15 protein-coding genes and 1 riboswitch are annotated in these 19,881 nt (G+C 47.0%); of the genes, 4 read left to right on the top strand and 11 right to left on the bottom strand.

Annotated features, from left to right (window positions below):
• Positions 1–102: 102 nt before the first annotated feature.
• The 8 genes from FS628_RS01310 to FS628_RS01350 all read right to left on the bottom strand — a co-directional run bounded on the left by FS628_RS01310 (position 103) and on the right by FS628_RS01350 (position 11,904).
• Positions 103–1,125 carry an SDR family oxidoreductase gene (locus tag FS628_RS01310; protein ID WP_145317907.1) on the bottom strand — a complete coding sequence of 341 codons (1,023 nt, stop codon included), beginning with the start codon at positions 1,123–1,125 and terminating at the stop codon, positions 103–105.
• A gap of 96 nt (positions 1,126–1,221) precedes the next feature.
• A complete protein-coding gene (locus FS628_RS01315; protein ID WP_145317912.1) occupies positions 1,222–1,647 on the bottom strand; it encodes a cupredoxin domain-containing protein in 426 nt (141 codons plus the stop codon).
• Between the two features lie 433 nt (positions 1,648–2,080).
• Complete coding sequence (locus tag FS628_RS01320; RefSeq protein ID WP_145317916.1) at positions 2,081–3,034, bottom strand: EamA family transporter; 954 nt, start codon at positions 3,032–3,034, stop codon at positions 2,081–2,083.
• Between the two features lie 108 nt (positions 3,035–3,142).
• Positions 3,143–3,253, bottom strand: a riboswitch (purine riboswitch).
• A gap of 73 nt (positions 3,254–3,326) precedes the next feature.
• On the bottom strand, positions 3,327–5,549 hold the full coding sequence (locus tag FS628_RS01325; protein WP_145317918.1) for a DEAD/DEAH box helicase: 2,223 nt from the start codon (positions 5,547–5,549) through the stop codon (positions 3,327–3,329).
• Positions 5,546–6,886 (bottom strand): ATP-binding protein, encoded by a 1,341-nt coding sequence (locus FS628_RS01330; RefSeq protein WP_145317920.1) that lies wholly within the window; start codon positions 6,884–6,886, stop codon positions 5,546–5,548. Before FS628_RS01330 ends, FS628_RS01325 begins: the two co-directional genes overlap by 4 nt.
• A gap of 6 nt (positions 6,887–6,892) precedes the next feature.
• A complete protein-coding gene (locus tag FS628_RS01335; RefSeq protein ID WP_145317923.1) occupies positions 6,893–8,470 on the bottom strand; it encodes a TerB N-terminal domain-containing protein in 1,578 nt (525 codons plus the stop codon).
• Positions 8,471–8,645: 175 nt separating this feature from the next.
• Positions 8,646–11,186 (bottom strand): diguanylate cyclase domain-containing protein, encoded by a 2,541-nt coding sequence (locus tag FS628_RS01340; protein ID WP_145317925.1) that lies wholly within the window; start codon positions 11,184–11,186, stop codon positions 8,646–8,648.
• Between the two features lie 121 nt (positions 11,187–11,307).
• Entirely contained in the window at positions 11,308–11,904 is a 597-nt protein-coding gene (locus FS628_RS01350) for a biliverdin-producing heme oxygenase (RefSeq protein ID WP_145317928.1), read from the bottom strand.
• Positions 11,905–12,277: 373 nt separating this feature from the next.
• Here FS628_RS01350 and FS628_RS01355 point away from each other — a divergent pair, with 373 nt between their 5' ends.
• The 4 genes from FS628_RS01355 (at position 12,278) to FS628_RS01370 (ending at position 15,131) form a co-directional block, all read left to right on the top strand.
• Complete coding sequence (locus tag FS628_RS01355) at positions 12,278–13,075, top strand: Nif3-like dinuclear metal center hexameric protein (RefSeq protein ID WP_145317932.1); 798 nt, start codon at positions 12,278–12,280, stop codon at positions 13,073–13,075.
• Between the two features lie 384 nt (positions 13,076–13,459).
• Positions 13,460–13,885 carry a DMT family transporter gene (locus FS628_RS01360; protein WP_036608521.1) on the top strand — a complete coding sequence of 142 codons (426 nt, stop codon included), beginning with the start codon at positions 13,460–13,462 and terminating at the stop codon, positions 13,883–13,885.
• Between the two features lie 44 nt (positions 13,886–13,929).
• Positions 13,930–14,628 carry a Crp/Fnr family transcriptional regulator gene (locus tag FS628_RS01365; protein WP_145317935.1) on the top strand — a complete coding sequence of 233 codons (699 nt, stop codon included), beginning with the start codon at positions 13,930–13,932 and terminating at the stop codon, positions 14,626–14,628.
• 14 nt (positions 14,629–14,642) lie between these two features.
• Positions 14,643–15,131, top strand: coding sequence for a DMT family transporter (locus tag FS628_RS01370; RefSeq protein ID WP_145317938.1), 489 nt, complete (start codon positions 14,643–14,645; stop codon positions 15,129–15,131).
• An 84-nt stretch (positions 15,132–15,215) separates the two neighbouring features.
• Here the strand turns inward: FS628_RS01370 and FS628_RS01375 are convergent, their stop codons facing one another.
• From FS628_RS01375 to FS628_RS01385, 3 genes are all read right to left on the bottom strand, one after another.
• Positions 15,216–15,932 carry a YebC/PmpR family DNA-binding transcriptional regulator gene (locus FS628_RS01375; protein WP_026081105.1) on the bottom strand — a complete coding sequence of 239 codons (717 nt, stop codon included), beginning with the start codon at positions 15,930–15,932 and terminating at the stop codon, positions 15,216–15,218.
• Between the two features lie 277 nt (positions 15,933–16,209).
• On the bottom strand, positions 16,210–17,931 hold the full coding sequence (gene cysI, locus FS628_RS01380) for an assimilatory sulfite reductase (NADPH) hemoprotein subunit (protein ID WP_145317942.1): 1,722 nt from the start codon (positions 17,929–17,931) through the stop codon (positions 16,210–16,212).
• 53 nt (positions 17,932–17,984) lie between these two features.
• Entirely contained in the window at positions 17,985–19,820 is a 1,836-nt protein-coding gene (locus FS628_RS01385) for an assimilatory sulfite reductase (NADPH) flavoprotein subunit (RefSeq protein ID WP_145317944.1), read from the bottom strand.
• Positions 19,821–19,881 lie beyond the last annotated feature (61 nt).

Raw genomic sequence — 19,881 nt, forward strand, 5'->3', positions numbered from 1 at the left:
GATGTCCTAAGTTGGGGTGCCTCCCCTAACAAGTGTCATTTTTTCTTGATTATAACGATTCAGCTCATGAATGTAAACACTTGATCATGAACGTTTTACTGCTCACTTCTCATCCCTTATCTTCAATAACGCCTCGTCCAATGCGCCAACGACCTTGTCACACCATACATCAAACTCAGGATCTTCGGTCTGTAATTCAGGATGCGCCAGAATATGCTCAATCGTACGTCGAATGCCCTGATCGGCTCTTGTCGTTGCTACAAATTCTGGAACAAGCCGTTTCAGCTTGCTGTTATCGAACACAACGGTATTGGCTTTGTCCCCTAGCAAACCGCCGCGCAGATCCTGGTCACTGCATGCTGCCAAGAACTCGGAGGGTACATGTACCGCATGAAGCTTAACGCCCAACACGCTGGCAATAATCTCATGAATCTGATTCCACGTGACAGATTCATCTGAGGTGATATGTACCGATTCACCAATCGCATGGATATTTCCCATAAGCCCGATAAACCCTTTGGCAAAATCAGTATTGTGCGTAATGGTCCACAGTGATGTGCCATCTCCATGAATGATAACGGGTTTTCCTTCTCGTATGCGCTTGAGAACCTGCCAGCTGCCTTGAGCACCATGAACACCGAGAGGTACTGATTGGTCCCCATACGTATGGCTCGGACGCACAATGGTCACGGGGAATCCATGCTCACGATATTGTTTCATCAGATAGTCTTCACAGGCAATCTTGTTGCGAGAGTACTCCCAGTATGGATTCGATAATGGCGTCCCTTCCGTAATCCGGTAATCTGCCAAAGGAGTCTGGTACGCAGATGCTGAACTGATAAAAATAAACTGCTTTGTTTTATCTTTGAACAAACGGTAATCTCGCTCCAATTGAGACGGTACAAAGGCGATAAAGTCTGCCACAACATCGAATTCCAGATCAGCAATCAGTTCCGCTACGCGGGCCTCGTCATTAATGTCGGCTTGAAGTACCTTGACTTCGGCTGGTAACTCATCATTACGATTACCTCGATTAATCAAATAGAGTTCACAGCCTTGCTGTGCAAGCATTTCTGTAATAGCCGTACTGATGGTGCCTGTCCCTCCAATAAATAGCGCTTTCATTTTCGCACCTCCTGATCGATTTTACCCACTTTCCCATGATATCACGCACCAAAAAAAGGAGCAAAGCTCGGTAATCCGAAACCATGCTCCTTCTGCTTATACGACCTTAATCGTTGCGTATATCATATACATGCCGCAGTGAATTTCGTATTCTCCCTTGGGCAGGTCTTTGTCGACAGTATAATAGTTGGCTCCCTTTTGCATGTATAGATCCATGCCAAGCTTTTGTGATCCCACGGATTTGACATGTGTCACCGACCGGGTCAGAATAAAGTTGATTTTAGTCGGCACGCCAGCTTTCACCTCAATAACGTCGGGTCCAAAACCATCGTTGCTTACGTCCACATCAATGACTTCATATCCTTTCAGATCCTCCGGTGTCTCCGCTTGTGCAGTTACCGCACTTCCCGATCCCGGGGACAGGTCTTTGCCCATAAAATAAACCAAAAATGATCCAAGCAATACAACAACGGTCAGGCCCAGTGTTAACCAAGGCCATGTTTTTCCTAACCAGCTTTTCATCTAAACACTCCTCATTCGATGTCCAATCAATATTCAATCAACAGACGGATGTATTCTTTAAGCATACCTGATTCGCATGACAATGAAAATGACCCCTCTGGGCTATTGCGATTGAGCTATATTAATTGAACTAAAGAATATTTACACTGGACACTCCGATGACAGAACAACCTTTCGATCGCTGTTATCCCCAGATTTTTTGATTTCCTTTTTCAAAGGGTAAAATCCGGGAATAGCGTATGCTTCCGAAGCAGCTTTCTTTCAGAAAGCTTTTAGGCGCACGCTTCGCTTCTTCAGGTTATTTCTGTCCTCTCCGTTTCGTGTAAATGTTTAGTTCAATTTATATAGAATATTTCAATCAAAAAAGCCTGATTTCTCAGGCTTATCTGCGGGTATTCCCGTTCATGCTTCGCAATATCCCTTTTTGCATAACTCAGGAATAGATCGGTGTATTCCGACTTCGTCTCATTCGTAATTTATACAACTCTGGCAGGGCAACACCAATGAGCACAATGATAACCCCGAACCATTGCAATCCGCTGACATGCTCATGGAGAACGATAGAGGATAACAAGACAGCAATTGGAAGCTCCACTGCGCCCAGAATTCCGGCCATGTCGCCACCAATATGCGGAACGCCTATGGCGAACAGTACTGGTGGAATGAAAGCCCCGAAGAATCCGAGCAGTAGTCCGAACACCAGTAACTGACTCCAGATCAATCCGTTAAAGAGAAATGTCGGCGGGAACAAAATGCACAGCAGGATCAATCCGCCTGTAACCATCCACGCACTGCGGAAGGCCGGATGTGCAGAAGGAACTGCTTTACCGCTGAACAATACGAACAGGGAATAACTTACGGCTGCCATTAGTCCAAGAGCAATACCCAGACCGTTAAACTCACCCAGTCCCTGTTCCAGGAAACCGGCTGCCAGCAAAGTTCCGCCGAATAGAATGATCAACGTCAGGAACGTGACTTTATCTGGACGTTGACGTTTGCTTATCGCTTGAATCAATACGCTAATCCATGTGAACTGGAACAACAGGATAATGGCAAGTGATGCCGGGATATAGCGTAAAGACTGATAATAGACGAGACCTGTAATTACCGTTGGTGTTCCGGCAGCCATCAATAGCAGACGTTGTTTCCACGTCAACCGTTTGAATACCTGAGCCACGGCTCCTGAAGCTTTTCCAGCTGTTTGTGACTTGCGTTTTGTTCTAAATCGTGTGTATAGCGCCAGCATCCAGGATAGGAGAAAACCCGTAATCAGTTGTGCTCCCACAACCTCTCCAAGTTTATATCCTTCACCGTAAGCCAGAACCACAATCGTGGATAATATGCCATAGCTCATCGCTCCCGCGAGAACGGACAGATAATATTTCATTTGTGAATAAACCTCCTGATGATTGAAAAATACGTCCGCATGTTTGGTTCATGCCAAGGTCACAGACACCATCGAAAATGCAAAAAATCCTAACTACGAGCAAGGAATACATCGATTCCTTGGCATCGTAGTTAGGAAGTATAGGCTTCCCGTAGAGACCCTCGCCCTGTGTACACTTTCGGCCTGCGAGGTTATACGAAATGATATATGCAATTTGATGTAATTCGTGTGTGACGACTTTTCATATATTACATGGGAGGTGAGGTGGTGTCAACCCTATTCGATGTAAAAGTTAAAATACCTGATTGGAGTTCGAGGAATCCCACTCCAATGTTTGCTGTAGACCTGCCTTCAATCCATCCAAATCCAGCCCATCCACGGCAAAAGCTTCACGGATCAGAGGCGGTGCGACGAATTCATCATACTTGCCTAGATAAGGTGCTTCATCTTCAGCCAGTAACGCAGATGCGTCCTGAGCTGACCGACACTCACTCATGATTTCGGCTAACAAAGTTCGTTCATCGACCTTGCCGGACACTACAAAATAATAGGGCTCCATGGGTACGACAGAACGCAAAGCAAGTTTGCCGGACAGATTATGCTTCATTAAGCGCTCCAATGTACGGAAAGATTTACTTCCCACCCATGGAAGAACATACATGGAATCTCCCCCTGCAGGAATAACGACTTGGTTCAGCAGACCACTTTCGCGAGCGAGGCGGCGTGCTCGTTCCAGTCGATTGACGGCTTGCGGTGACAGGTACGGATAGATGATCGAGTCGGACAACACTTCACGCATTTTCTGTACCACCGTCGTATGAATATCTCCTCCCGCCCCAAGCCATAACGTATCCACTTTTCCTTTGGCAGACTTCACATACACAGCTTTGTGCTTGTGGTCCACCTCTTCTACTTTCCACAGTTTCCCTGCGAGGGAGAAGCAATACCCCGGTGGGGGTACGGTTGTAATGGAACCAATCTCTTCGGAACCATTCAGCACTTTATGTTCCTCATCGTCCTTGAACACTGCGTAGAAGCGATAATTATTCACAATTTTCTCACCGGTAAGTCCAATAATTAAAGTTCGCTCTTCTGTCCATTGCAGGTGATCCGTCTCAATGAGGTAATTCAGGAATACCTGATATTGATCAGGGCTAATCAACGAGAACGGTGCAAGGGAGAGGATTGCTTCCGCAAGGTCTCTCGGCTCCGCCTCCCCCATACTTTTCAGCATGCTCATCGTCTGATGGTAGAGTACACCTATGGGCATTTTGCGGGCTTCAAGCGGCTCGACCCATTTCGTTTTTACATATAGTTCAATAACAGCAATCGCACGCATCAACGTCCAGGGCATCCGTGCCGGCAATTGCGCTTCTTCATCCTCTTCCTCCGGACATACAAAGAGCATTTCCGATGCCATGTCTTCCCGTCTACCCGAACGGCCCAGCCGTTGCACAAAACTAGATGCACTATACGGTGCACCAAGCTGAACCACACGTTCCAGCTCCCCCAGATCGATGCCCAGTTCGAGTGTGACTGTTGCCGCAGCAACAGCTGGCCCCGATCCGGTACGAAGGGCAGCTTCCGTCTCCTCCCTCAACATAGCCGAGATACTTCCATGATGCACATGGAATACATCACGTTCCTGTCTGCGAGCCGCAACGCGTCTCATCTCAAGAATGGTGACTTCGGCATCCGTGCGGCTATTGGTGAAGATCAGCGCTTTTTTACGATGTGTGCTCTCATAGATGAAGTCATAGTAGGCTTTGCGTGCGTTATGCAGTTGCTCCGCCTGCTCTTCATCCTGTGCATCAGGAAAAGAGAAATGTTCCACTCGCAGTCGCAGCTTGCGCCCCCCCGGGGAAGAGACCACATCTACCCCCTGCTGCGTTCCGGCAGCAAGCCAGGCTGTCGCCGCATTATAGTCACTAAGTGTAGCCGACAAACCCACTCTTCGCGGTGCACAGCCAGCCATACGCTCGATTCTGGCAAGCTCGCTGAGCACCTGAATGCCCCGATCCGCTCCCATGAAGGCATGCACCTCATCGATGATGACATATCGCAAGTCATGAAACAGCGCCGGGATTGCATTCGGTCGATTCATGAGCAGACCTTCCAACGATTCTGGCGTTATCTGGAGCACACCAGACGGGTTCTTCATCAGTTTTGTTTTCTCCGCCTGAGGTACGTCCCCGTGCCAATGCCATACCGGAATATTTCCCTCGGATAACAAATCCTTGAGACGTTCGAATTGGTCATTAATCAGGGCTTTCAAAGGTCCAATGTACAAAATGCCAACCGATTTGGAAGGCCGTTCATGCAGCTCGGTCAATGCAGGAAAAAAAGCCGCCTCCGTCTTGCCGGAGGCCGTTCCCGCCGCAATCAGCATATGATGCGGGGTATGAAAGCAGATATTGCAGGCTTCAATCTGGGCAGGCCGAAGCGAATCCCATCTTTTTTTATATATAAACTCCTGAACAAACGGCGCCAGCCGATAGAATGGATTATCACTCATAATTCAAACTCCGCCAGAAAATCGTCCAGATCATCCGGATTCGCGGATGCATCCCCTTTTCCCGTTTCCTGAGGTTTGGCAGCCCGGTCACCAAGTAATTGAGTATAAGTCACTTCGGGATTCTGGTGGAGCGTATGCAGTACATCCATAAAGTCCCTTACCACTTCACGCGTCGTCAGCAATTCATCCGCACCCAATCGATTCACTGCCGTTTGCATAAAATCAACCAATTGTTCATCTGTCAGACTTGCGCTGTATCCAAAATGCAAGGCATGAATCTGCCGCAGCTTCTGAAGCAGAATCAGAATCTCTTCATGCGATAACATCGCCAGTTTCAGGATAGGGCCTGTATAATTCGCATACTCTTTTGCTGCATAGCGACCATCAATAAGCCTGGAGCGAAGCGCTTCATAGCTGTATAGTCCGCGCCGTTCATCCTCTACAAATTGTGGTGTACCTCCTACAAATATGCCCAGGTGCTCTGCCTTGCCCTGCATCGTATCATTGAACATGGTCAGCAATTTCTCATAGTTGCTTTGACGGGAGACACTGTTTGTAATTTTGTACAGATTCACCGCTTCATCAATGAACAACAGCAATCCTTTGTAACCAATGCGCGCTGTGAATTCAGACCACAACTTGAAGTAGTCGTACCAGTTGTCATCATCAATGATAACGCCAACAGCCAGTTCTTTTTTCGCTTCCGTTTTGGTTGCAAATTCTCCTCGAAGCCAGCGAAGCGCCGCCTGTTTACGATCATCATCAGCAAGCTTGTACCCGTTCCAGTACGACGCCAGTACTTTGGCAAAATCAAAGCCGTGAACCAGATTCTGCATCTCACCCGTCACCGCATAGATCTGTTTCTCTACTTCCAGCGGCAGAGCGGGATCATCCGGGCGCAGGTTCTGACTCTGCATCGTGGATTGTTGCAGCCCTGCGATCCATTTTTGCAAAATCGGCTCCAACGCTCCCCCATCAGGTCGCGTGCGTGTAGACAGACGAGTCATCAGCTCACGGTATGTGGCAAGTCCCTGACCCTTGGTGCCCACCAATCGTCGCTCCGGTGACAGATCCGCATCTGCCACAACGAAATCGCGATCCATGGCATAGTTACGAATCATTTGCAAAAGAAAGCTTTTACCACTGCCGTAACGGCCGGTGATGAGCTTGAACGCTGCGCCGCCCTCGGCGATATTGTCCATATCTCGCAAGATCGCGTCCACTTCAGCCTTACGACCAACAGCAATCTGCTCCAGTCCTATGCGCGGGACAACACCCGCTGTTAATGAATTTACAAGTGCGGTGGTCAGCCGCTTCGGTATTTTAAGTTCTGTCACTGCGTATCACCTCTTCACATGTTCGAACACATCTATATAATCAGGAACAATCCGATCCCCATCAATCAGAAGATCACCGATCGTGTCCATAGCCACATCATTAATTTCATCCAGCAAAAGAGCAGGCATCGTCCCATATTGCTCAGCCAGACGCATCAAATCCGTATCCGGACTTGCGCCTAGAAGGGCATGGATTGCTTGCACCTGCTGAGGAGACAGCTCTTTGGCAAAATGCAGCCACTCTTCATCCAGATCAGCCTCAGCAGACTCATCCCACTGCAACCTAATCGATTCTGCTGACCCTCCTGCTGCAATCTCTACTGCGGATGGGTTCGGCTCCAACGAACCTTCAGTTGAAGTTATCTCGTCCCATGCTCCCAGTGCATCTAATCGATTACTCCCAACATTTGCATCGTTAACCTCTTCACCCTTCACTTCAGAAGAGTGACCATCCTCAATCGTAAGTGCCATTCGCACGTACTCACTTTCCTGCTGTAACGACGCCAGTTTCTCTGAATCAATACGAATCACCGGTTGTTCCACAGACTCCGCCTGCTCGGTCGCATATGCTTTGTCCAGGTAACGCTCAATCAGATTCGCAAGTTCAGGCTCTAGGGTCTGTCCACGCAATCGGCCTCTGAATCCGAGCAGTTCACGAAGTTTATTTTCAGTACATCGATAGATCCGGGTCACCATCTGCACAAAATCAGCCTGTTCACCTATGGGCATATATCTGAACGATACCGATCTTCCATAGATCGAATCATCATAGACTGCTTTGCGAAACAGGATGCGCTCCACCGTACGTTCATCTTTGGGTTCAAACTCAGGCAACAGTCCAACTTGTCGCGTACGTTCCAGGTACGAATGAACCAATGCCATGACTCTTGGAATGTACTGCTCCATCACTTCTTTGCCGCCATCTCTATAGAACTTACTAAGTGTAATATCGTAATCATAGTATCTTTGCAGCATATTCAGCGAAATGTCCGATAACTTCCCTTGTAAAATACGCTGTAGCTCCATATCCAGCATCTCCGCTGGCAGATATCCGCCCGAAAGGTCCATGACTTCGGATAATGACGTCTCCATCTGATGGATCAGTACATAATCAACCATCCATTCTTGCATATATATATTTAGTTGAGGAAGCCGTTCACGGTAGTTCACCCATAACTGTTTTAATTGATCATACCCATCCAGAGGATTCTGCCAGCCAATGCCGTTAATTAGCTCGTAGATATGAATGAATAGATAGGACAGATCGGTATCCGGATATCTCCCCTCGCGTACTTCCTTCCTCCAATACATATACCACTTACGCTGGGCTTCGTTCATCACGCCATACGTTGGCCAGTAACTCATGAAGGGTACCCACGGGGATATATCTCCCTCCATCTCTGCCCATTGCCTTGCTTCCTCTACAAAACGTTTCTCTGAGGACAATATGCCTCCACGATGCTGCATCCCATCATAAGCACTCTGTACAATGGTTGAACGATCAGGAATCGAAACAGCCGCTGTATCCGGTTCTTCACTCAGATCTATCTCCATAAATTCCAATTGTCTTGAATCGTCTTTCATAGAACGTTATCTCACCCTCCTCCAAGACAGAATACGAACAAGTGTATCCATAGGGATCATTATATCACTTGTCCTGTGTCTGCGGTGACGAAATTAAGACATTCTTGGACACAAAAAAAGAAGGCATTTCTGCCCTCTTTTCTTCTTGGTCAAAATGAACGTTGCTTAGGCAATATCACACAACGATTGCCCGATTTTTCCCTTCACGTTTCGCTTGCGTCAGCGCGCGATTCGCCTTTTCGATCAGGTCGGATGCATTCGACCGTTCATCCGGTACCAGAACTGCACCCCCAACACTAACAGTAACGACTCCACTTGGGCCGGATAATTCCCTCTGGATCTGTAAAGCCAGAACGTGTTGTCTAATCGCTTCCGCAAGTTGCGCTGAATATTCAGAAGTTGTGCTCTTCAATTTCAGCATGAATGTGCCTCCGCGAAGTCGCGAAATTAGTGCGTTGTGCTGCTCACTGACCACTGTAAGCACCTCACCGATCCATTGCAAACATAGGTCGCCTCCCTGAAGGCCGTATGCTGCATTATATGATCGGAAATCATCAATATCTATAATAAGTAGCCCCAGACTGCACTTCGCCTGCAAACAGTCATCCCAATCATCCTGAAGCTGAGACTTGAACACCGTTTGAATCGGCATGTCCGTTAACGGATCTGTGTTCAGATAATTTTGCAGTTGGCTTGTCGTTTCGGAGTAATGGTCCTGTTCAAGGTGAGAAGCTCCGCTGTGCAGAAGTACCATCACAGAAGGTTTGCCTGCATGCGTAACAGCAGCGAGTGTAACTTCAAGCAACAACGAGGTCCCTGCCGCTGTCGTGAAATAGGACTGGCTTGTGATCAAGCTTGTATTGTTCTGCTTTAACTCTTCAAAATTCTGTTGTAGTGGTTCCCTCGCCTGATCAGGTACAAATTCTCTGAAATCCTTGCCCATCAGTTTTTTGGAACTATCGAATCCAAGCAACTCAGCTGCCTTCGTATTGCAGTAGATAATCTGACCGTCCGTTAGAGTAAAGAATGCCACGGGTGAATAATCCATTAGCTGCAAATAACGCTGTTCATTCTGTCGCAAAATACGGGCATTCTGAAGTGCCTGCTCTTCGGCCTGAATCAACTGATTCTCGGTCTGACGACGTACAATGGTTTTGAGCAAAGGTAACACGCTTAGTTCTTTCGTTGTCCATGGGTATGAAGTCGCTTTTACAACTTCTCTCCATTTCTCGAATGATTTACGCGGGGACAAACGTATGCCATCATCTGTCTTTAGCACCGCCTTTGCTGGATCACCCGCCCAATTGACCACCTGGATGACCTCCGGTCGGAACCAAAGTATATAGTTCTGCTGTCCAGGCGAAATCGCAACATAAATAACCCCCGAAGCCTTATCTTGATAAGCTTTGGATGTCTCATACTCTGCACTGAGCTTCGACGTATGATAACTGTAATCATCCGACTTGCCTGCAAGCCAACCTGCCAATTCACGAATCTGTCCACTGTTTGGGGTTTCACCATATAACAAGAGCTTGTCCTGATAACAGATTGCTGCTCCTGTAGCATCCATCAGACTCAAAATCGTCTCATCTTCTCCCTGTAATTCCTCTAGAACTCGGGCAGGGCTTGTATTTCCGATAAAAATGTTGGCGATTCGTGAAGCGGCCTCACGTGACTGAATCTCCGACTGGTAATCATCCAGTTGCTGACGCTGGAACAATTCATTGGAGAAGAACGCTCCAAGGAAATTACACAGATTCCGAACGCGATGGGGTACGTATCTTACCGAATAATGATGGCATGTAATGAGTCCCCACAGTTGATTGTTATGAATGAGTGAGATCGTAACCGTCGCACCTACACCCATATTATGCAAATATTCGATATGAAGGGGAGATACGCTGCGCAGAACCGAAAGACTCAAATTCAGCGGTTTGCCTGTGAGCGGTTGTAATGTAGGCACAATCTCCACTGGTTTATAATTTACGTTCACAATAGTTCGCAGCCAGTTGCGAAGATACAATTCCCGAGCCTGTTTGGGAATATCCGAAGCCGGATAATGGTGTCCCAGGAATGGTTCGAGTTCTTGTTCACGCGCTTCAGCAATCACTCTACCGTTCCATTGCTCATCAAACTCATAGATCATAACCCGGTCATAGCCGAGCATTTCTTTCACCTGTTCAGCCGCAATCTGGCTCGCTTCCACGCGACTGTCTATACTTTTGATTCGGCCAAAGAATCGGGATATCCACTCAAAGTCGGTGGTTTCCATATCTTCTTTTTCATAAAAAGGCTCGATCTCCAGAATAAGCAGACCTTCACTTTCATGAAGAACAGAGGAGAAAATCCGATCCTCACCGGATACCTTAATAGTCAGATCCATGTAATGCAAGTCAGAGGTTACCGATGCATTGAAGCTGCTACTCAACAGTTTGCTTACATATTCCTTACCAATCAAATGTTCCAAAGGCATACCCAGAACGTCCTCAGAGGCAATACCCAGATGATCCTCCGTATTCTGGCTACACTGAACAATGGTAGGCGTATGACTGGTATTAATGGCCAAGAGTACACCATGAGGTTGAATAAAACCGGGGATGTGAATGGGTTCTTTCTCGCAGTTATTCAGATCAATTGGATCATTGGTATATGTCCCTTGATGCAGTAATCTGCGATTCAATAAATTTTGTTCTTTCTTGGACTTCGGTTCGGCCATGGCCAGGAAAATCCCCTCTCATGATGTTATATAAGTGGAAATGATTAGTTCAACTTATATAGATACCTTTTAAATGTGAAAAAATCTGCCCTACAGGCGTTCGGGTTGATGAAAAGGGATGCTACTTGTCCGTATTAATCCACTGATCAAGCAGTCGGAAAGTCTCTGATGCGCTGTGCACCATGTTATCCTGATCTTCTGGAGTCGTGATGGACTGCTGCAGCAAACCCATGAATTCGCTCCATCTCGTTCTTGTCTCAGTACCATAGGCGTTGAAATATTCCAATCCACGATCAGCATCAATCGGCAGGAACTGCGACAATCGTTTGGTCATGATCTGTCCACCGTTCGTAGATCCTTCAATCACATACAGATATCCAAACAAACGGGCAGGTGTTGAAATATCCGGCAGTTCTTCACAGAGCGGAAGTTGGCGGATGTCCTCTTCACTCGCACCCAGATTGTGCAGATCTTTCTCCAGTAATCCAGCCTTGCCTCTAATCTCAATATCCAGTCCCGTATTTCCCCAGAAAGGCTGCTGTACAGCCTGATCCTCCAGCGGTTTCAGAAACCCATAAAATTTCTCTAGATATGTTCTATATTCTTCTATCGTCACCGTTTGATTCATAATGGCTTTCGCATAGGGGTTCTGTTCGACTTGTCTGTGATAATGAGCAGTCTCTCTCTTCAGACGTTCCATAATATTTGTTGCTGTCATTGTAGTTATCCCCTTTCACAATCTGTTCTGTATATGCAAATTCATGCTTACCCTCAATTGAATCTCGCTGTATCTTAAAAATAGAAACAACTTGCGCTGCAATCAGCTCCATTAACGCAGACAAAGACTCTATGTAAGTATACTTATTCTTGTTAGAGAACACTATATGAATCCAACAACAGTACGTACTCCATACTTTCCTTCGTTGTTATCTTAACTGACCTGAAGTTTCTATTTACTAGTATTAACCGAAAACAGTAATACTGACCCCCAATTAACCCGCGGTTCCTTACGCATAACCACAATGCTACAACAACGTATTCCCCAACATGGTACACTAGCTTTATATCCTGTCATTGGAGGAATACGCCATATGGACTTTACTGTTCAAGATATTGTACTTCATCTTACAGATAACATTGAACTGCCGGAAAACACGGTAGATCAGCTCATTACAGGCTCCCTTACTCATAGGGTCACAGGTATTATCATTGCTTTTATGCCGACGCAACATGTCATTGAACAAGCCATTAAGCATGGTGCCAACCTGATCATTGCACATGAGTCTCCCTTTTATAACCATCATAGTCATACGGATTGGCTCGCAAGTGATCCTGTTTATGTACACAAAAGGAAAATGATCGACGAAGCAAGCATTTCCATCTATCGATGTCATGATATCATCCATCGATTTAAACCTGATGGCATAACGGAAGGATTGATTGAGGCATTGCGATGGTCCCCTTATGTGGAGCAACGACTACCGGAAGCAGATATCCTTTCTTTGCCGGAAGGTCAGACTGCCCAAGCTGTTGCACAACATGTAAAAAGCTTCCTGGGGATCGATTATGTACGCGTTGCTGGCGATGTGGAAATGATCTGTCAACGCGTAGCGGTACTGGTTGGTTTTCGCGGCAATGGAAATGTGACAATTCCCCTGATTCAGCACCAGCAATTGGATCTCATCATCGCTGGAGAAGGGTTCGAATGGGAGACACCGGAGTATATTCGTGATGCTGTGCAACAAGGACAGTCCAAAGCACTTATCATGATGGGGCATGCCGAAAGCGAGGCTTCAGGGATGAAGCTTTTGTCAGACACGTTGGCAGCACACTTTCCTGAATTGTCTGTTCGCTTTGTAGGTGAAAAGCCTGTTTACACTGTGATCTAATGTTTTTGATTTGATTTGTACGGAGAGGGTCTAGCTGACTGGTTCTAATCTCAATTGCCCAGCGTTCCCCTGAGGTTTGCATACTTTCTACACTCCGGGGTCTAGTAGGGAGACTCTCTTTTCGTTTCTTGAATAGCTAACGAACCGAGCACACTCTATTTAACAAATATGTGCTCGGTTTTAAATGTAACGACTTATAGTCACCCTATTTCTCCATTCCCCCCTGTTTTACCGCCCCTTTTCTTCATGCCCCATCTGGATTTTCAGGGTTCTTTATTGTACTCTAAATGCTGTGACTTCAGAGCTCAGGACATTTGTCCTTGGCGTTCGGGGTGAGTTTATCATTAAATAGAAGTCGAAGTGATTTTGATAAGGAGAGTACATATGAGAGGAATTATTTTTGCATTACTGGGCGGTGCGTGTATCACGTTGCAAGGGGTGGCCAATACTCGTATCAGCACGGATATGGGCACATGGCAGGCCGCTACGATTACACAATTGACGGGATTCATATTAGCGGCGTTAATCCTGATGTTCGTTCGTGACACCAACCTTCAGGGACTCAAACAAGTAAAACCCATGTACCTGGCTGGAGGTGCTTTTGGCGCCGTCATTATTTTCAGCGAAGTAACGGCCATTCAGCAAATCGGGGTTACATTCACGATCTCTGCTCTGTTGATTGCTCAGCTGTTCCTAACCTTCCTGGTCGATAGTAACGGATGGTTTGGCGTTGTGAAACAGAAGATGAAACTGCCACAATTTCTGGGCATTGCCTTAATGGTGACGGGTGTCATTATTATGAAACTATAATTTATGAGAATGATTGGAACATATCGTCGGGGGTGAACAACAGCGTGCAAGAGATTCATGATGAGCAGCAATTAACTCAATACCTGAAGCAATATCAACTCGAAACGGTATTTCACGAGCCCCTGCGTCGCCATATGACGATATGCCACTTCGAAAAGTGTGAACTGATCTGCCGTGAAGGCGAAGCTTCCGAATACCTATACGTTCTGGTCGAAGGTAAAATCAAAATTTTCACCACCTCCGCTCAAGACAAAACGTTGGTTCTATGTTTCAAAACACCGCTTGAAGTGGTTGGCGACGTGGAGTACGTCCGAGAGAGCAACATTGTCAATACGGTTCAGGCCGTATCGCCTGTTGTGATGCTTCGTATTCATTATCAATGGCTCGCTGAGCTCGCCAGCGATTACGCACCTTTACTGAAATTTTTGCTCAAGATCATCTCTCACAAGTTCTATATCGATTCGAACTTTTCCAATTTCAACCTAATGTATCCCGTGGAGGTTCGTCTAGCCAGCTACCTGCTCTCCATCTCGACAGAAGAAGCTGGGAACGTGGTTCATGAAGAACTGGACGCGTTCAATCTGACCGACATCGCGAATCTGATTGGCACCAGCTATCGACATCTCAATCGGGTGATCCAGAAGCTCTGTGCAGACGAATTGATTGAACGACATCAGGGATTGATTATGATTAAGGACCGTGCAGGTCTACGTGAAATAGCAGGTCACAACATTTATGAATAAGGAGTTCGACAACCATGTTAATCACAGGCATTTCGCTTGCACTGCTGGCAGGTGCGCTTGTCAGTCTGCAGACGATTTTTAATAGCAAAGTCAATGAACGCACCGGTTCATGGTCCACCACAACAATGGTGCTTTTCACCGGATTCATTGCTTCATTCCTCATCTCTCTGTTAGTGGAGGGTAAAAATACATTCAGCTTCCAGCATATGCAGCCCTGGTACTGGCTCAGTGGAGCTATTGGTGTTGGTGTAGTCTTCTGTCTCGTGCAAGGGATGAAGCTGCTCGGCCCCACTTATGCGATCTCCATTGTGCTCACGTCCCAGTTGAGCTTCGCCCTGCTCTTTGATTCCATGGGGTGGCTCGGTCTGGAGCAAATTCCGTTTTCGTGGAATCAACTGCTCGGTGTACTTGTCATTGTGGGCGGAATTGTATTATTCAAGTTCGGTGGGCGTAAATCGGAAAAATCAGATCAGTCCCCTGGAAAGTTGCAGTCCGACTCGTAAATGAATAAAAAAGAGTGTCCATCCAATCAGCGGGATTGGATGCACACTCTTTTTAAACATTATAATTCGGTAAGAATCGTTCTCTTATACGAACTCTACGTTGTGGTAAACCTGCTGAACATCTTCAAGGTCCTCAAGCGCATCGATCAGTTTCTCAAACTGAGCTTGTGCATCCTCTGGAAGTTCAATATGGTTTTGAGCCAGCATCGTCAGCTCGGCTACTGTGAACTCAGTAACACCCGCAGCTTTGAATGCTTCCTGTACAGCGTGGAATTGATCCGGTTCTGCATATACAATCACAGCTTCGTCTTCGTCCACGATATCACGTACATCTACGTCTGCTTCAAGCAGAAGTTCAAGCACTTCTTCGGAATTCTTGCCTTCCACCCCGATAACAGCTGTTGGATCAAACATGTAAGCAACAGAACCACTGACACCCATGTTGCCCGCATTTTTGTTAAACGCAGAGCGCACTTCTGGCGCTGTACGATTCACGTTGTTGGTGAGTGCATCAACGATGACCATCGCACCATTCGGTCCGAAGCCTTCATAACGCAGCTCTTCATAATTCTCATCCCCGCTGCCTTTTGCTTTTTCCATCGCACGGTCAATGATGGCTTTGGGTACATTATACGTTTTGGCACGTTCCAGCACGACTTTCAGTGCACGGTTCGCTTCCGGGTCCGGTTCGCCCTTCTTGGCAGCTACATAGATCTCAACACCGAATTTGGCGTAGACCCGGCTCGTGTTTGCATCTTTTGAAGCTTTCTTTTCCTTGATATTATTCCACTTACGACCCATATCGTTTCCGCTCACTTTCAACATTTAATCTGCTTTCTACTATGTCATTATAGCTTGTTGAACGTACTTCAACAAGTTAATACCCACGAAAAAATGGGAATAACTGCGGCGATTATCCATCTCCGTATGATGTGTAGTCACAGTTTATCCTCTGATTTATCTCTCTGCAGCAACTATGGGTACCTCTATCCAGCCTGTATAGAACACAAGAAGCACCCCCTAAGGAATGCTTCTGTCCTGAAATAAGTCCTAACATTAATTCTTAACACCCGATCAATCAGGCATGAAATTGACGACCATCCAGCACTTCAGGAACATACCCCGCACGAATGACAAAGTCTCCGAAGTGCTCTCCTTCATTGCGCTCTTTGGCATATTGATTAACCATTGGTGTCAACGTCTCCAGAATTTCGGTTTCGCCGATGTTTTCTTTGTACAGCTTGTTCAAGCGATGTCCGGTGAAGCTGCCACCGAGATACAGATTGTATTTACCCGGCGCTTTACCGATAAATGAAATCTCCGCCAGCATCGGTCTTGCGCATCCATTCGGGCAGCCGGTCATCCGAATGACAATCTCTTCGTCTCTCAGCCCAGCTTCGTCCAGTACAGGCTCCAGTTTATCGATCAGGGACGGCAAGTAACGTTCGGATTCAGCCATCGCAAGACCGCATGTCGGAAGTGCAACACAAGCCATCGAACTTCTGCGCAGCGCTGAGTAATGCGCACCATCGGTCAGATTGTATTCCTGAATCAGCGCTTCGATCTTTTTCTTCTTCTGGCTGCTGATATTACCGATGATCAGATTCTGGTTCGCCGTCAGACGGAAATCACCCGTATGCACTTTGGCAATTTCACGTAGACCCGTCATGAGCGGATAGCCATCTACATCTTTTACCCGGCCATTCTGAATGAACAGCGTGTAATGCCATCTGCCATTATTACCTTTTACCCAACCATATCGATCTCCGTTCGTCTCAAAATGATAAGGACGTGCTGCATCCAGTTCCCAACCCAAACGGGTAGTCAACTCTTCAATGAACCACTCCACACCACGGTCATCCAGCGTATATTTGAAACGAGCATGTTTACGAACGGCACGATCTCCATGATCGCGCTGAATCATGACTGTTTTCTCCGCAACATCAATCATTTGCTCTGGTGTACAGAACCCAATAACTTTGGAAACTTGAGGATAGGTTTTGGAGTCACCATGAGACATCCCCATACCACCGCCAACAGAAACGTTGAAGCCTTGCAACTTGCCGTTTTCCACAATAGCAATAAAGCCAAGATCCTGTGAAAAGACGTCCACATCATTGGATGGTGGTACAGCAATGCCGATTTTGAACTTACGTGGCAAATATACTTTGCCATAGATCGGTTCAACCTCTTCGTCAGAATCCTGAGAATCAATTACTTTCTCTCCGTCCAGCCACAACTCATGATAAGCCCGCGTGCGAGGATCCAGATGATTACTCACCTGACATGCCCACTCATACACTTCAGCATGCACATCGGATTGATTCGGATTCGGATTACACATCACGTTACGGTTCACGTCCCCACATGCAGCCAGTGTGCTTAGCAATGAATCGTTCACTTCGCGAATTGTGTTCTTAAGATCCCACTTCAGTACACCATGCAGTTGGAAAGACTGACGTGTGGTCAGACGAATCGTCTCATTCGCATATTTATGTGCCACTCTGTCCATCATCAACCACTGCTCCGGGGTTACAATCCCACCGGAAGCACGCACACGCAACATGAATTGGTATGCAGGCTCCAGCTTGGATTTGTGACGCTCATTACGCAGGTCACGGTCATCCTGCATATAACTGCCATGGTGTTTCATCAGACGGTTGTCGTCCTCTGGAATTGCACCCGTGATGCGATCAGCCAACGTTTCGGTCAGACTTCCGCGCAAGTAATCACTTTTGATCTTTATATCTTCCACATCGCTATTCGTGCGCTGCGGGTTAAGTAAGTTATTATAAGCCATACTGCTTTCTCCTCTCGTCTCTGCGGGATGATGCAATCCGGCTGGGCCGGTAATTAATAGACGTCCCGCTGATAACGTTTATCCTGTTGCAACCGTGTCAGATATTCCGATGCCTGTTCAGGCGATAAGCCGCCTTCTTGTTCAAGAATCGTGGTAAGCGCAGCATGCACATCATGTGCCATTTTTTTCTCGTCACCACAGATATATACGCTTGCCCCTTCCTGGAGCCATTGGTACAACTCTTTGCTGTGCTCCAGCATGCGATGTTGTACATATACTTTCTGTTCCGTATCACGGGAGAAGGCTACATCCATCTTCGTGAGCACACCATCTTTGAGCCAACGCTGCCATTCGGTCTGGTACAGGAAGTCGGTGGAGAAATGCTGATCCCCGTAGAACAGCCATGTCTTACCTTCTGCGCCAGTTTCCTCACGCTCACCAAGGAAAGATCTGAACGGCGCTACCCCTGTACCTGGGCCAACCATGATGATCGGCGTGTCCGGGTTCTCAGGCAGTTTGAAATTCGGGTTATGCTGTATATATACAGGCAAGGTGTCGCCAGCTTCGATTCGTTCAGCCAGATGTACTGAGCATACACCGTAACGCTCTCTGCCACGCGCTTCATAACGCACCGTACGAACGGTCAGATGAACTTCATCCGGGAAAGACTTCGAGCTACTCGCTATGGAGTACAGACGTGCCGGAATTTTGCGAAGAGCAGCTACGAATTCTCCGGCAGGAATGCCTTTCACATTATAATCCTGAACCAGATCCAGCAGATCACAGCTGTTCATGACCGTGCGGAATTCGGAATCATCTGCGAGTAACGCTGTCAGGCCACTTTCAGGATTCAGTCTCGCCAGTTGTTCCACAACCGGTTTCGTTACGGCTGTAATCTCAAAATAACGCAGCAACGCTTCGTACACAGATGCCTGATCCCCATTTTTATTCACGGTCACACGCTCGTCGGCATTCCATTCCATGGCTGCAATGACTTCATCCACGAGGCGTGGGTGATTCTCAGGGAATACACCAAGGCTGTCTCCCGGCTGATAATCCAGGTTGGAACCTTCCAAAGACAATTCAATGTGTCGTGTTTCACGGTCTGATCCTCTGCCATTCAGATTGAGATTTTCCAGTACCTCTGCCTTGAATGGATTCGTGCGATCATATTCGGAATCCCCGCCGCTTACCGCAGCTGTGACAGCTTCAGTGGTTACTGTACCTGTAGCAGCCGATGTGCTGCTTAATGAGGCCAGTACTTCATTCATCCATTCCGCCGCTGCTTCATCAAAGTCAACATCACAGTCCACGCGTGGTACAAGGGCTGTACCACCCAGCTCCTGCAATCGCTTGTCGAAGTCTTTACCCGTCTGACAAAAGAACTCATAAGAGGTGTCCCCTAGAGCCAAAACCGAGTAACGAAGTCCTTCAAGCTTCGGAGCCCGTTTGCTGTTCAGGAATTCATGCAGCGGAATCGCATTATCCGGTGGTTCACCCTCGCCGTGGGTACTGACGATGATGAGGAGATTTTCAATTTTCTTAAGTCCGTTCGGTTTGAAATCTCCCATCGATGACAACGTTACCTGAAGACCTTGCTCTTCAAGTTTCTTGGCCAGCTTCTTCGATAGGCCACTGGAATTCCCGGTTTGTGAACCAAAAAGCACGGTAACTTCTCGGGACACTGACGGAGCACTGACAGGTGCAATTCCTGTAATTGGTGCAGCCTGTACCAGGTTAGCTGGAGCCGCTATAGTCGCGCTTGTCTGAATTGCTGCAATATATCCGCTCAACCAAGTACGTTGTCCATCGGTCAATGTAGGAATAAGACGATTAAGCAGTTCAACTTGTTCTTGATTAAAAGGGCTGTTTGTCACTTGAAGTTCCACTGTTTGCCACCTCGCGCATTGCTTCGATTTTAATTCCGACTAAAATGATCACATTAATTTA

Origin of the sequence: Paenibacillus xylanexedens (genome assembly GCF_007676705.1) — a bacterium.
GTDB lineage: Bacteria > Bacillota > Bacilli > Paenibacillales > Paenibacillaceae > Paenibacillus > Paenibacillus xylanexedens_C.

Excerpts from the sequence above, each read along its gene's own strand:
- FS628_RS01310 (WP_145317907.1), bottom strand. The coding sequence starts at position 1,125 with ATGAAAGCGCTATTTATTGGAGGGACAGGCACCATCAGTACGGCTATT.
- FS628_RS01315 (WP_145317912.1), bottom strand. The coding sequence starts at position 1,647 with ATGAAAAGCTGGTTAGGAAAAACATGGCCTTGGTTAACACTGGGCCTG.
- FS628_RS01320 (WP_145317916.1), bottom strand. The coding sequence starts at position 3,034 with ATGAAATATTATCTGTCCGTTCTCGCGGGAGCGATGAGCTATGGCATA.
- FS628_RS01325 (WP_145317918.1), bottom strand. The coding sequence starts at position 5,549 with ATGAGTGATAATCCATTCTATCGGCTGGCGCCGTTTGTTCAGGAGTTT.
- FS628_RS01335 (WP_145317923.1), bottom strand. The coding sequence starts at position 8,470 with ATGAAAGACGATTCAAGACAATTGGAATTTATGGAGATAGATCTGAGT.
- FS628_RS01340 (WP_145317925.1), bottom strand. The coding sequence starts at position 11,186 with ATGGCCGAACCGAAGTCCAAGAAAGAACAAAATTTATTGAATCGCAGA.
- FS628_RS01350 (WP_145317928.1), bottom strand. The coding sequence starts at position 11,904 with ATGACAGCAACAAATATTATGGAACGTCTGAAGAGAGAGACTGCTCAT.
- FS628_RS01355 (WP_145317932.1), top strand. The coding sequence starts at position 12,278 with ATGGACTTTACTGTTCAAGATATTGTACTTCATCTTACAGATAACATT.
- FS628_RS01360 (WP_036608521.1), top strand. The coding sequence starts at position 13,460 with ATGAGAGGAATTATTTTTGCATTACTGGGCGGTGCGTGTATCACGTTG.
- FS628_RS01370 (WP_145317938.1), top strand. The coding sequence starts at position 14,643 with ATGTTAATCACAGGCATTTCGCTTGCACTGCTGGCAGGTGCGCTTGTC.
- FS628_RS01375 (WP_026081105.1), bottom strand. The coding sequence starts at position 15,932 with ATGGGTCGTAAGTGGAATAATATCAAGGAAAAGAAAGCTTCAAAAGAT.
- cysI (WP_145317942.1), bottom strand. The coding sequence starts at position 17,931 with ATGGCTTATAATAACTTACTTAACCCGCAGCGCACGAATAGCGATGTG.